The sequence below is a fragment of the Acetobacter sp. P1H12_c genome (genome assembly GCF_018811975.1).
Taxonomy (GTDB): domain Bacteria; phylum Pseudomonadota; class Alphaproteobacteria; order Acetobacterales; family Acetobacteraceae; genus Acetobacter; species Acetobacter persici.
This window is the reverse complement of the sequence record NZ_JACRVR010000023.1, coordinates 34,406-48,759: the sequence shown is the minus strand read 5'-3', so window position 1 is coordinate 48,759 and position 14,354 is coordinate 34,406. Positions and strand designations below refer to the sequence as shown.

The following is a 14,354-nucleotide window of genomic DNA, read 5'->3' as shown; positions in this document are numbered from 1 at the left end:
GGTTTTTCTTTGACGGAATAACCGGTGTGATCCCCCGCTCTTCAAGCTTTTCGATGAGGGGATCGGCATCATAAGCCTTGTCGGCGATGAAGACCTCGGGATCGACTTCATCGAGCAATGGCTCTGCTTCTGTGATGTCGGCCCTTTGTCCGGGCGTCAGGGAAAGAGCCGCAGCCTTTCCCGCGGCATCGACAATGGCATGGATTTTCGTGGTCAGTCCGCCACGGGACCGCCCGGTGGCCTGATCCACCCCCCTTTTTTACGGGCGCCCGCGCTATGCTGGTGAGCACGGACAATGGTGCTGTCGATCATCATGTATTCGTTGTCATGGTCAGCAGCCAGATGCCGGAAAATCCGCTCGATCACGCCGCCTTCGCACCAGCGACGCAGCCGCCGGTGCACGTTCTTCCAGTCCCCGAACCGGGCAGGCAGATCACGCCAGGGAATGCCTGCACGGTAACGATACAGCACAGCTTCGATAAACAGACGGTTATCCGCAGCCGTCCCACCGACATGACCTTCGCGACCCGGGAGAAGATCTTTTATCCGCTCCCACTGACCATCGCTCAGACCATACCGTCGCATTCACACTCTCCCCGTTCCAGAAACAGGAAGAAAACATCACAGATCAAACGGGAGTACAAGCTTCATAATCCCCCCGTTTAACTGACGACACGCTCTAGCACGTCAAAGGCGCGAAAGATTATTTTTGTTTTTCAATATGTTATGGAGTCCGCGATCCTCCCCAGATTTCATCAACCGATCACGGTTCGCGCAGACGCTTGAATCGGCAAAATAACCTCAGTTATTCTATCTGAAAATATCGTTCAGAAACCGCTTGCCACTGGCTATTTGCAGAAATGTTCAGGCGTCAAAAAACAAGCGGACCCTCAAGGTTCAGCACTGGCTTTGCCCCTACATGCTCTACACGTTGACGCCCTTTAGCACCAAGTTGATAAAAGCGCAGGCTATCTTTTGCAGAATCCGCTTCATTAAGAAGGCGCGCACGTAATTCTGCCCATTGCGCCGGATCGACCTCACATTCAAAAACAGAATGCTGAACACGCTGACCATAATCAAGGCAGGCACGCGCAACCCGGCGCAGACGTCTGCGCCCAGCGGCATCTTCTGTGTTTACATCATATGTTATTAAAACAAGCATGACTATTTCCAGATAAATGCTGGATATGCATCCAGTTCTCCACGCAAATAGCGTGATAACAACAAGGCCTGCATGTGCGCGACAAGACCGAAGGTCATCGTTTCTCCTAAAAATGGATGGCGGATTTCCTGCTTCTTGCGCTCCTGCCATGCTGTCAGCACCGTTTTACGGGCATCGTCATGCAACGTAATTCCACCCCCTTCATGGCAGACAAAATCGGCCGCACGCACCTGTGCACGATTGATCAGATTAAGGGCAAGCCTGTCTGCCAGAACAGGCAGGAGTTCTTCCATGAGATCCAGCGCCAGACTGGCACGACCGGGGCGGTCTGCATGCAAAAATCCAACCTGCGGGTCCAGTCCAACACTTTCCAGTGCTGACCGGCAATCATGCCCCAAAAGAGCATACAGGAATGAAAGCAACGCATTAACACGGTCCAGCGGTGGCCTTCTGGAACGACCACCAAACTGAAAAGCAGGATCTTCAGAACGGATAAACAGGTTAAATACCCCAAAATAAACTCGGGCAGCCTCCCCTTCTATTCCCCGCAAACTGTCCATGTCGGTAACTTTAACAATACGGCGCGTCGTATCTGTCAGCCAGGCTTCCGCGGCCTGAAGGGCTTTCTGGCTCGCTTCAGGGGACGAAGCGCCGTAGTCTCGCAAGACACGCCGTATAACTGTCCGTTGGTTGGCAACCTTTGCAGCCACGATATACCGGGCAATCAAGACACTCCGGGTGGTGTCATCTGCCACCCGATATTGTGTGCGCCGCAGCAGCACATTGCCTGACCTTGGTCCTTCAACCCGTGCCAGAAAACGTCCGGTAGGTGAAAGATAGGAAAACGCAATACCGTTTTCCGCACAGGCAGCCAGCAAAGCCGGAGACGCACCAATACGGCCAAAACACATAATCCCCTCCAGCAGATGCAACGGCGCACGACCGCGCTCCTTGCCCTCCACCTCGACAACAATATTCGCGCCATCCTTGCGTAGCCAGGCGTCTTCTGTTGTCACGTAGATTGTGTTCAGGTGTTTACGCATCGTGTTCAGTCTTCCAGATTTTCGAGAAACCATTTCTCAACACAAAGAGGTTTCTCCAGACGGCGTGGCTGACAAATCGCTTCAAGAGAGCAATGTTTGCAGCCCTTGCTCCATACAGGCTGCGGGGTCTTGCCTGACGCAAACATATGCTGCACTTTTTGTGCAGTTTTCTGAGTCAAATCCCGAAGAGCCTGATCAAACTGCACGGTCGTCCGGCGGTGAGGACGATCGTAAAACAACGCCCCTTCGGGCACCGCACACCCAAACATTTCTTCCAGACACAAAGCCTGTGCGCAAAGCTGAACTTCATCAGCATGATGCGGCTTAGGACTACCCCGTTTATATTCTACCGGATAAGGAACAAGGGCGCTGCCGGTCCCGTGCAGTTCTACGGCATCGGCTTTTCCATAGACACCCAGAGCAAAAGACCGTATCGGCAATGTGCGGAGCGTGCGCACACCACGTTTACGGTCCGGCACGCCGGAATCAACACGCTCATGCAACAGCCGCCCTTCAGCTGTTGCGCCGTTTTCTGCCTATTGCTGCTCTATATGGATCAACGCACATTGTCTGGGGCAAAACAGATAGTGCTGCAAAGCCGAAACAGGAACAAGATTTTCCTCATCCTGCCTCTGGTCCGGCTTTGGCATCATGACGGCTTAACGCTCGATAATCTCAACGCCGTCAGGCAGGTTTTCACGATCAATCACCACCTCATAATCATTCCAGAAACGAGCTGGCGGCCAGTTGTCCATCTTTGGATTCTGAGCAGACCCATGATCGACCTGATAGCTGGACCCCTGATACGTACGGAAGGTTTTGACACGATCAAACAGATCCTGTGCCCGTGCATTCCCTAATTTACAGGCGTGTTTGAAAACAATCAGCTTACGTGCTGACATTTCACCTCGGGCTGCAGAATGATCAAGTTCAAACATATTCAGCAGAGCCGACCACAGTAATTCCAGATCTTCTTCAGAAAAACCTGTTCCTTTGACAGGATGGGATGCAAGAGGAGCAGAGACAAAGCCATGAACACGATACGCACCATACGGCACAATATGTTTACGCCCCATGGTGCGTCCACCCTTTTTCTCAGCATCGGCTTCAGTTGTCGCTGCCATGCGGGTGATGGAAATTTCCAGTGGAACAATCGGTTCAACCGACCGGGCAAATGCAAACTGCACAGGGCCGCGCACCTGTCCGGCATTGACACCCGTCGTCATAACCGCGCCAAAAGTGCGGATATCCCAGAAATTTGAACACATCCACTTCGTAAGAGCCTGTGCCTTCTCGGCCTCCTTGGGCAGCTTTTTCATTTCTTCATCTTTGGTCACGTCTGGCATGACCGCTGCCCAGGATTTTTTATTCTGTACGTTCAGCGTCGCTCCTTCGCTGACGTAAATTTCAAAACCGGGAGTCCCCTCTTTTACCGCCGAAATATAGTTCCGGACTTTCCGCTTGAGCGCCACATCTGAAACAAGACCTTTATTGGTTTCCGGGTCAAGCCGCGGTAAATTCCCCGCATCCGGATCACCATTCGGGTTACCATTTGTCACATCAAAATAGAGAACAAATTCGTAGCGGTTTTCTACAGGCTTATTCATGCGTCTTCGTCCTCTTGATCATTCTCAATTTCAGGCAGCGACTGGTTACTTTTCTGACCAGCAAGCTTAGCGGACCGCTGATGATAATATCCGAGTGCAAATTCACCCTGCTGTTCCAAATGCAAAGAACGAGGAAACGAAGAAGGCTCTTCAGGAGAAATTTTATTAAAAATCTCCTCCAGTTCTTTTTCAATAATCACTGACCAGCCAGAAAGTTTTTTGCGCACAGCTCCCAGATGATTTTGCCCGTTACGAATAATCACGGGAAAAACGCTGGCAGGCGTAGCCGAAGCTGCGCCAAAATACTTATCACGCATGGTGGTATTCACACCACCCAGCGCAGCACGCTGAGCAAGCTCGTAAACCGCAAAAAGGCGGCCTAGCTGGTACCCGATATTCGGGTAATCCCGGTTAAGGCTCACGGGCACACTCTCCTTTTCTGAAATAGTCGGATTGGCCTTACGTTTCATACGCTGCAACACAGCGCGTGCTGCGGCAGCATGCCAGCCGGTTGGATCATCTCCTGCGCGCAAACGCATGATAACGGAAGAAAGCCATGTACGGGGATAGGCTCTCCCTGTTAAAATTGCAGTCAACATATCCGCAGCAAGACGCTTTGGAATATTCTCTGCCTTTTCCAGCATCGCTGTTGTTTTTACAGCCAGCAAAAAAGGTGATGGCAATTTACGCCACGGAGCTGGTTCTACTGCAATATCCTGATAATGCATGGCCAGATTACGGGCAAAGGCGTCCAGCGTGTCACACAACCAGAACCGCACAGAAAGTCTGGCAGCGTTAGGCGCCAGACCCAGCACATAAAAGCGCGTCCCCTCCCCCAGATCAGGCCTTATGGTATGAAGCGCTTCCCCCCTTGAAACTCTTTTAAGGGTTTCAGAAACTTTTTCAACTTCAGCCTCATCTTTATTGTCAGAGCTCAGAGCAATCGCACCGAACGCGTCAGCCGCCTCTGCTGCCTGTCTATCAGACGCTTCTGCCCAGAAGACGACCGTCGTATCGCCTATCGGCCGGGCAACACGATTCAGACTACCGCGCTGGAGCATACTGTTCAGCGCAGTACCATAGCGGAATGCCGCACCTTCGGACGTCGGGGCATTCTCACCCTGCGCTTTACCGTAAGATGTGAACGCATCACAGTTAAAAGAAACCAGAGATGCTCCTGAAGTCTGCGCGCCTTCAACGCCTTTAATCGCAGGATGCAGTCGGGCTGGCTTGCTATACTCCCCTGTTACGAGGCAAAAAATCCTGTCTTCATGCCCATCGGCCTCAAGGGCACGTGCCTCTACGAGTTTTCTGGCTGCAGGACGCTCATGAATATAGCGAGCGTCTCCATCCAGACGAAACATGATATTCGCGTCCAGCATGTCAGTTTGAAAAGGCTCTAAATCAAACCGTTCCGGAGACCAGTTTTCTAAAAATGCCTTTAGTGCCAGAAGTCCTGCATCTTCTACTCCCGCGATACGCTCAAGATTTTCTTTTACGAACGCGGCGTGCTCCTGCGCAGTCCGCTTGCCTGCTCCCGCAGTTCTGCCCAATACGTAAGAACTTTTATCCCAGAGAAAATTCGGAGAAATGCCTGCTGTCCGCTTCACTTCCGCGGGCACCATAAAAAACCGGTTTGCAGGTTTTTTCCCCGACTGGTCGCGCAAATCCATAACATCTACAGGATGGCCGCTTTCATTGAGAACAACAGCCCATCCGAACTTTACCTGACTCCAGCCCAAGGCCGGAGCATTCTGCATACGATCATAAAACCGGACCAGAGCCTGCAAAGGCCCTTGCTGGATCTGCTCTGTCATGCCGCCAGTTCCGGACTATCAAACGGTGGAACGTCTATAGTGCCATTATGAATACGTGCCCTGAAAAACCTTGAAATTTTCCCATTCGCAAAATCAATATCATGTAGCATCCAGCCAAGATCCACATCGCCAGCAGCCTGTGTCTGCGCCAGAAAATCCGAAGGAGGGAGGGCTGCTCCCTCTGGTAAAAGCTGGAATTCAGCGGGAAACTCTCGCGTCCCAAAGCACGGCCGGTGGAAACACTGGCCGCGCTCGGCCCGCCGGTTAAATGTACTGATATGTTTAGCGGGATTATCGTCCGGACCAGCGCGATCGGTCATGGTAAAATGCGCTTCGATCACATATGCCACATCCAGCAAAATCGTCGCTGCACGCTGTTGACGATTTTCTTCCGTAACGAGCCCCAGTCCCGCCGTCGTACCCGCTTTCATCGCGGTCGCAGCATTTCTGGCGTTTGCCTTGGCACTCACCTCATTCCGGCGAAATGATCCAAACTGGATAGGCTTGAGCACATGAATACGATCAATGTGCCAGCGAATAGCTGGCTTCCAGTGAATAGCCTCCAGAATTCCCCGCGCCGCAGACGGCGTTATAACGTCATAAGAAACACGCTCAGCTTTGAGTTCTGGCCTGGTGAAACAGGCACGCTCTCCCCAGATATGCAGTCTGATCCCCATAGAGCCTCTCTATAGCCTGTTCCTGATGTGTTCCTTAGAAGGATGCACCAGTTTTGAAGAATTGTAAAATCTCTATTTTTAGAAAAAAACCGAACCAATATGGTTCTTTTAGAACTTATTTCTAAAAATATTCCAATAATAATTTTGAGAGCCATTAAAAACAAAGAGTCTGTTAACCCCTTACACACGCTCTCGAAACATTAAACCTTCCTGACACTCATGAAACACTCAACCCTCGTGCTTTTTCCCCAGAAAACATTCGGGAGGAGAGTGCTGTCGTGCCCTCTTTTTCTGGCGCGTGGATTGAAATGTAGTATGAGACGTTCTTACCATAGTATCCCCCCGGAAGCTCTGCCTTCCGGGGGATGTTAAAAGATATTACTTTCTTCAGATCGCCATGTGGGATCATCCAGTCTCAGGCCGGTCTGAGCGCCGTAAAGATCATTATTCTGTTCCAGCACGACAAATCGGTCCCCAAACACCTCGGGACGCAGAATAGTGCATACGCCTGCCATTACCAGCTTCATGCGCACGTCAGGCGGCACCGGAACACTGTAATGCTGTAAGGTCCGCAGAATCCCGGGTGTGGGGTATGGCATGAATTTCAATTGTTGCACCACCTGTGCGGCCTCTTCATCCCACTGAATAATCACCGGCGCGAGTACTGTATCAATCATACGAAATGCGGATGCAATCGTGACAAAAGGCAAGTTCATATCAGAGGCGGTGCGTCGGACAGCAGGAAGAATGGGATATTTTTCTCCGGCCTTACCCGGCCTGCCTGAAGGAAGGGTCGCCGCGTCAAGCGCCTCATAACCCTGATTGAAATAAAGCTCCTGATAATAAAGATGCACACCCTTCAGACTAAGAGGGTCCACCCCTTTGCGACGAATTGTTCTGGTCGCTTGCCAGAAAGGAAGCATGGAACGAAGAATACGTAAATTATTCTGCTGGTTACTAGATTTTCCTTCGTCCTGATCTGCTGTTTTCCGAGGGTCAAGAGATTCAAAGACAACTGTACGCCCCAGCCCGTCCAGCCGCCCTTCCCTGTTACAACGACCAGCCGCCTGCGCCACAGAAGAAAGACCTGTCGCCGCACGCCATACTTCTGGAAAGTCCACCTCCACACCGGCCTCAATCAAGCTGGTTGAGACAAGTCGCACCGGCCTTTTCTGTTGCAAGTCCTGTCTGATTTCTGCCAGAACCCGCCTGCGATGCCTGGGACACATCAGGGTTGTCAGGTGTCGGGCACCGGGCAAACTTTTAATTGTCTCAAAGAGTTCCTGAGCATGGGCCCGCGTATTGACAATACAGAGCATTTGCGGACAGTCAGAAAAACGTGCCGCAATCTCTTCATCCGTCACAGGCTTATTAAGCCATTCAACCGTCACGCGTTTAAGCGCCGCATAAAGCCCCTCAGGATCAGGTGCAAGTTCGCGCGACTGATCAATATCAAACCCTTGCGCCGGTCCATTTACTGGCGCAGGCAATGCTGCATCACATTTACGTAAAGCTGGTTGTGTGGCCGTACATAACACAACGCTGGTTCCGTAGTTTCTTGCCAGTTCTTCAAGTGCGGCCATACAGGGCCTCAGCAACGAGACCGGAAGTGTCTGCACTTCATCCAGCACCACAACACTCTTTGCAATATTATGCAATTTTCTCAGGCGACTTTTCTTTGCAGCAAACAGACTCTCAAAAAACTGTACGCTGGTTGTAACGATAATGGGAGCATCCCAGTTTTCTGCGTCGCGCCGTAATTTATCGAGACCCTCGCGCCCTTCATGTTCACTATCACGCTCTGCATCAGGTGCGCGCTTTTCCCATTCAAATCCGGAATGATGCTCCAGAATATCGTCCGGGCTTTTCAAAACATCTCTAAAAATTTCCGCTGTCTGCTCAAGAATGGACGTATAGGGAATGACATAAATCACCCGGCGCAATCCGTGCTTCAGGGCATGTTCTAATGCAAAACTGAGTGACGTCAGTGTTTTCCCGCCGCCCGTCGGGACAGTCAGGGTAAACAGACCCGGAGCGAGAGACGCTTTTCCGACTGCGTGCTCCAGAATCTCTGCACGCAAACGGTTGAGAGGCGTTGTCTGATTACAACGCCCTGCCATTTCAGCACGTAAGCATTCAAGATGTTTCCGTGTGATCTGCCCGCCTCGTGCCGGGGGCGGCAATCCTTCAGCTTCAGCATAAAAACGTTCAGTTTCCAGACAATCTGCATCTGCCAGCGCTGAAAAAAGCATATGTGTCAGAAAAAATTCCCGAAACCCCGGATAATCCGGAGCAGGCTGAAAAATTCTTGTAGGTTTCAAATCTGCCTGTTCCGGAAGTTTCAGACCTAAAGAACTCCATCGACTGTAATCAGGTATTATACGCAGCGCCGGGTCCAGTCGCTCATTCAGTGGCGTAGGACTCCATGGCGCACTCTGGAAAGCATTTGTCAGGCCTGCGTGATGCCCTGCCACCACAAACGCAATTAAGCGCCCCCATATCTTACCATAGCGCGCTGCTGCTTCCCGTGCGCCTGCTGTGCTGTGATCCGGACCTTTGGCCGCCTGCGTGCTGATATAGTCCTGATACTCTTCGGACGCCTTACCAAGGTCATGCAACAATCCGGCAGCTTCGGCCAGAACAGCACATCCAAAAGGGGACGCAAATCCGGCAGCGCGCCGCGCAACACACTCTAAATGCTCAAGAAGCGGCTCCCACCCCTTTTTATCTGGAGTCTCTGGCAAAGAATGGGCGTAAAGCATCCGATACTCTTTTCTGTCCTGAGCATAGTCAGCCTAAGGCGTTGGCCTGTTCGCAGCCATTGCACTCACAACAAACCACCACTACCTCTGGCGCAGACCTCTACCTATTTCGGAAAGAAATTTTACCGGAAACCCATTTTGTTTTATAAAATTAGACTATGACTGCCTCTGGTTCTTTCTGGATATTTCGTGATGCCTGAAAACTCCGCCTCAGCCACCGACCGCCTGCATGCTGTTCTGACCACGCTGCGGGCCAGCATGGCCGCCCAGATCAGCACAGCCCCATCCGTGCGGGAAGAACATAGCCACGGCGAGGCAATGACAGCAGCGCGCCTTCCGGAAGCCGTTATTTTTGCGGAAAGCACGCAGGATGTTTCTGCTGTTCTGAGCGCCTGTCACGCGCATCGTGTGCCGGTTGTCGCTTTTGGCGCCGGGACGTCTATTGAAGGGCACGTCGTTCCGCCCGAACACGCGATTAGTCTTGATCTCTCCCGCATGACGGACATTCTTGCCGTCAATGCAGAAGATCTGGACTGCCGCGTGCAGGCGGGACTGACCCGGCAGAGCCTGAACGCGCAGATCCGCGATACGGGCCTGTTTTTTCCGGTTGATCCGGGTGGGGAAGCGACACTGGGCGGCATGTGTGCCACGCGCGCCTCTGGCACTGCGGCAGTCCGCTACGGCACCATGAAGGAAAATGTTCTTGGTCTGACTGTTGTTCTCGCAACCGGTGAAATTATCCGTACCGGAGGACGTGTTCGGAAATCCTCGACCGGGTATGATCTGACGTCTCTGTTTATCGGGTCTGAAGGCACGCTTGGGGTTATCACGGAAATCCAGCTCAGATTGCATGGGCGGCCTGAAACATTATCCGCAGCCGTTTGCCAGTTTGAAAACCTGCATGACGCAGTGCAGACTGTTATGGAAATTAGTCAGTGCGGGATTCCTGTTAACCGTGTGGAGTTGATGGACCCTGTGCAGATGCAGGCCTCTATTCAGTTTTCTAAACTGGAAGGGTATCGTGCGCTTACTACACTATTTTTTGAATTTGCCGGAGCCCCTGCCGCCGTGCAGGAACAGGTGAGTGCCACGGAAGCACTGGCAGAGGCCAATAATGGATTAGGCTTTGCGTGGGCTGAGAGTGCTGAAGACCGCTCCCGCCTTTGGAAAGCACGGCATGATGCGTTCTGGGCCGCAAAAGCGCTGGCGCCACAGGCACGCGTTATTTCAACGGATTGCATTGTACCAATCTCCCGCCTCGGCACCCTGATTGACGGGGTGTATCAGGATATCAAAGCCTCTGGCCTGCGTGCTCCTCTGCTTGGCCATGTTGGAGATGGCAATTTTCATACTCTGATTATTACAGAAGACACCCCGGAAGGGCACGCGCAGGCGTGGGAACTAGATAAGAAAATTGTTGCCCGTGCACTGGCTCTGGAGGGCTCATGCAGTGGAGAACATGGTGTTGGGATGGGGAAGCTGGATTTTCTGGAAACAGAACATGGAGCAGGAGCCCTGAGCGTAATGCGCGCCCTGAAAAACACCATGGACCCTCATCATATTCTCAATCCGGGGAAGCTTCTTCCTGCTGGTCCGGCCTATACAGGTTAAAACGCCCATACCTTCTGAGTGCAGCAGAAACAGAAGTGGCTCTTATAGAAGCTTCTGTTTCTTGCTAGCCTCAAGAACTCAACGTTGAAACATTCACTTCTTTCTTCGGAAAAACCCGAACTCCACTGGGCTTCTCTCTAAATGAATTTCTTGAATATTCCCTTTGGCATGAGAATAACACAAGAAAGATTTTAAATGATTACAGAGAATATTATTTTCAGAAAATTTTTGAATAAGATTCTTTTGGTTATAAATAATGCTCTGCAATCAACAAAAAATGAATTTTCCTCTTTAGAAACATATCTGGAAAATTTAGAATATCAGCAGAAAATTGAACCCGATAATGGGCTGATTACAACAGGGATTGGGGTGACACGCCTTCTTCTTGGCATTCCGTCCGCGTCTGAACCGTTTGAACTGATCAGATCCCGGTCCGGGTCCAGGCTTTGCCGTATTTTACTGGTTGCAACCAGACTCAGATTTTCTCACTACACACTCGCTTTAGAAGAATTTCAGTCTCTGCTTTCCAATTACACAGAAATTGATCTACCCGCGTTTCATGCTCTGGCACAGACAATGTGTTTTACCACGAACAGAGCAGGATGGTGCACATTTTCAGGTTCAGGGAAGTTACATTTTGTTTTTCGACGCCCTGTTTTACTACAAAACATTCATCTTGTTATAGATGGCACCCTCTATCCTGCCGATTCCTTTGAAACTCTACTTGACGGCCAGAAACTGACCGTTCAACTTCCAAAGAACTGGACACTCTTTAAAAATATTGAGGTGAAGATTCAAAAAGAGACAATATTAGGCGGATACTTTGAAATAACGCATTTTCTTAAAACTGAGGGGTTTGTCACTTCTGATCCGGATGGATTGTCTGGATGGGCCCGTTACCCGTCCAACCCGGAACGAGGCGTCAAACTGATCGTATCACCTCAGGATCATACCCAGAAACCTGTTATTCTTTTTACCAGCACACTAAAATTCTTTTCTCCTGAAAATATCTCCGGAGAAACCCTCAGACATACCTTCTTTATAAAACAAGAAAAGCTTGAGCATAAGGGAACGCAATTTAGGGTCTGCTCTGAACACGGGACCCCTTTATATGGCAGTCCTCTTTCTCTGAATCCCTTTGAGGATATTGCACGGGCCTATGCTGAGAATGTCGTGCTTCGTTTTCCTGCTGAATACATGACACCTCAGACATTCCACTCAAGAGCATTTTACAAAAGAACAGATAAGATAAGAAAATTAGTTCCTGTTTTGATTGTTGTTCCTGTTTACGACGGGTTTGAGACAACAAAGACCTGCATTGACCTTTGCATGCAGCACAAACCGATTCATGCCCGGATTATCATAATCAATGATGCGTCTCCTAATATTAAGATTGTGGAATATCTTTCTACGATTGAGAACAAGCCAGATGTTTTTATTGTCCATAATGAGGAAAATCTTGGTTTTCCAAAATCAGTCAATAAAGGAATACGGCACCGAGTGGCCCATGAAGATGTTGTATTGCTAAACAGTGATACGCTGGTCTGCCGCAACTGGGTGGCTCAACTCCAAAAAGCGGCTTATGCGCAGACTGACATTGGTACAGCGACACCTCTTTCAAATAACGCCACAATTTTTAGCTATCCTTCGGTGACGGAAGTCAATCCTGTGCCTGATGCGAGAACCTGTCAGGAGATCAGTGCCGTTATGGAAAAAATCTGGCAGGGTCAGACAGTGGAGGTTCCGACAGCACATGGATTTTGTATGTATATCAAATCCGCCTGTCTGGATCAGACCGGCCTGCTGCGGGACGACCTTTTTGCGCAGGGTTATGGGGAAGAGAATGATTTTTGCCGTCGCGCGACAGCATTAGGCTGGCGGCATGTTGCCTGCCTGGGAACGTTTGTCGGGCATGCTGAAAGCCAGTCTTTCAGCCCTGTTAAATCCGACCTGATTGCGCGTAACCTGACAATTCTGAACGGGCACCATCCGGGCTATGATCAGCTTATTATCCGATGGCAGAACCGTGATCCTCTTGCATCTTACAGAAAACAACTGGATCTCGCCCGGTTACACCGCAACACTCCGAATTTAAAATCCGTCATTCTGATCATGCATGACCGGGAGGGCGGCATTTTGCAGCATGTCTGGCATCGGGTTTCTCTCTATGAGCAGGCAGGAATTTTTGCATTTATTCTGTATCCGGACACCCATAGATCTGGTCGGCTTCTGTGGCGACTGAAATCACTCCGGGACAAAGACTATCCTAATCTCACCATTCCACGGAATATGTTTGCTTTCAAAACACTCTACAAAGATCTTAACTGCATTAAATTTGAAATTCACAGTTATATTGGGAGCGGCATCGAAAATATTTATCGTCTCATACGGTCAGGCTTACCGTATGACGTTTATATTCACGATTATTCGTGGTTTTGCCCACGTATCACCCTTGTTGCCAGCCATAACCGTTATTGTGGCGAACCTGACCTTCAGGCCTGCCTGACGTGCGTGCGGACATTAGGTAGCAAAACGGGAGACCCCGCTCCACTCCAGAAACTTCGAAACTGGAGCGGCACTCTTCTGGACAACGCACAGCATGTTATCTGTCCATCCCGAGATACGGCAAGCCGTGTAACCCGACAGTTTCCGACTATCAGACCAGACATCAAGCCGTGGGAAACAGTGCTTAATACTGAAACGCTTCTCTTCCCTCAAAAACAGCACCATGAAAAACGTATCATCGGGATACTGGGCGCAATCAGTATTGAAAAAGGTTATGATATCCTTCTTGAACTAGCGAATTTTATTAAGACACACCATCTCCCGCTTCATCTCGTTCTGATCGGGTATAGCTGTGATGATACGCCTCTTATGGAAACAGGCGTGGTGACCATTACCGGGCGCTACAAAGCTTTTCAAATTCAGGCACTCACAGACAAGTATGCTATTGACTGGTTTTTTCTGCCCTCTCTCTGGCCGGAGACATGGTCCTATGTCTTAACCCAGATATGGACGAGCAACCGGGCCGCTATTGTGTATGATGTTGGCGCACCCGCAGAAAGAATAAAGCAGGCCGGTGGCGGTCTGGTGATTCCGCTCCACACCCCGTTGCCGTCTCTTATTGCTGTTCTTATGGCTCCCTACGACTATGCAGGAGTTTTCACCACGCATGGAGAAGCACTTGCTACTCTGTCAGCCCCGGTGTTACTTTGAATAAACAAAGCTGCCCTTTAAAATAATCAGATTCTTGATTTGGAAAAATATGATAAATCCTCTAGAAGAAATTATATTGCTTATTTCTTTAGCAGGGGCTTTCATTACAATCCCCGTGCTTCTCATTCTCGGCCTGACCCTGACAATCAGGGAAATTCTTTTCTATTGTAACACCCGACTAAAAAAGGCCGGATTAGTGTTTATTGCCCTTCTTTATTTGTGGGGCCTATTTTCTTATGCTGTGATGATGTTTGTCTTTGAGCAATTTGGAGAAAGTATGTTCTCAGCGGTTATCCCATAACGTGCTGGCTGTAAATTTCCCCAAACAGCCCTTTTTCGTCTTCAGCAGACGAGCGCCCGTGAAGAGCGGGAGATTCTATAATCAAGAACTTTTGCGCGACGTCTCTGATCTTTCCAACGTCTCTCATCTTTTACACTAAATTCTATCAGCGCATCTGA

At 50.1% G+C, this 14,354-nt stretch carries 8 protein-coding genes and 2 pseudogenes; 2 read left to right on the top strand and 8 right to left on the bottom strand.

Annotation, left to right across the window (positions count from 1 at the left end; all coding sequences use genetic code 11):
- The 8 genes and pseudogenes from KP699_RS11415 to cas3 all read right to left on the bottom strand — a co-directional run.
- Window positions 1-585: pseudogene (locus KP699_RS11415) on the bottom strand (IS5 family transposase); the annotation flags it as partial.
- Between the two features lie 286 nt (window positions 586-871).
- Complete coding sequence (gene cas2, locus KP699_RS11410) at window positions 872-1,162, bottom strand: CRISPR-associated endonuclease Cas2 (protein ID WP_215762703.1); 291 nt, start codon at window positions 1,160-1,162, stop codon at window positions 872-874.
- Window positions 1,163-1,164: 2 nt separating this feature from the next.
- Window positions 1,165-2,205 carry a type I-C CRISPR-associated endonuclease Cas1c gene (gene cas1c / locus KP699_RS11405; RefSeq protein WP_215762702.1) on the bottom strand — a complete coding sequence of 347 codons (1,041 nt, stop codon included), beginning with the start codon at window positions 2,203-2,205 and terminating at the stop codon, window positions 1,165-1,167.
- Between the two features lie 5 nt (window positions 2,206-2,210).
- Window positions 2,211-2,717, bottom strand: a pseudogene (gene cas4, locus KP699_RS11400) (CRISPR-associated protein Cas4); the annotation flags it as partial.
- Between the two features lie 147 nt (window positions 2,718-2,864).
- On the bottom strand, window positions 2,865-3,812 hold the full coding sequence (gene cas7c, locus KP699_RS11395; protein ID WP_215762701.1) for a type I-C CRISPR-associated protein Cas7/Csd2: 948 nt from the start codon (window positions 3,810-3,812) through the stop codon (window positions 2,865-2,867).
- On the bottom strand, window positions 3,809-5,629 hold the full coding sequence (cas8c, locus tag KP699_RS11390) for a type I-C CRISPR-associated protein Cas8c/Csd1 (RefSeq protein WP_215762700.1): 1,821 nt from the start codon (window positions 5,627-5,629) through the stop codon (window positions 3,809-3,811). Before cas8c ends, cas7c begins: the two co-directional genes overlap by 4 nt.
- Window positions 5,626-6,306, bottom strand: a complete 681-nt coding sequence (gene cas5c / locus KP699_RS11385; protein ID WP_215762699.1) for a type I-C CRISPR-associated protein Cas5c — start codon at window positions 6,304-6,306, stop codon at window positions 5,626-5,628. Before cas5c ends, cas8c begins: the two co-directional genes overlap by 4 nt.
- A 368-nt stretch (window positions 6,307-6,674) precedes the next feature.
- Window positions 6,675-9,068: a CRISPR-associated helicase Cas3' gene (gene cas3 / locus KP699_RS11380; protein WP_215762698.1), complete on the bottom strand. Its 2,394-nt coding sequence runs from the start codon at window positions 9,066-9,068 to the stop codon at window positions 6,675-6,677.
- Window positions 9,069-9,260: 192 nt separating this feature from the next.
- Here cas3 and KP699_RS11375 point away from each other — a divergent pair, with 192 nt between their 5' ends.
- Together KP699_RS11375 and KP699_RS11370 are read left to right on the top strand one after the other, a co-directional pair.
- Entirely contained in the window at window positions 9,261-10,679 is a 1,419-nt protein-coding gene (locus KP699_RS11375; protein WP_215762697.1) for an FAD-binding oxidoreductase, read from the top strand.
- A 195-nt stretch (window positions 10,680-10,874) separates the two neighbouring features.
- Window positions 10,875-13,895 carry a glycosyltransferase gene (locus KP699_RS11370; RefSeq protein ID WP_215762696.1) on the top strand — a complete coding sequence of 1,007 codons (3,021 nt, stop codon included), beginning with the start codon at window positions 10,875-10,877 and terminating at the stop codon, window positions 13,893-13,895.
- Window positions 13,896-14,354 lie beyond the last annotated feature (459 nt).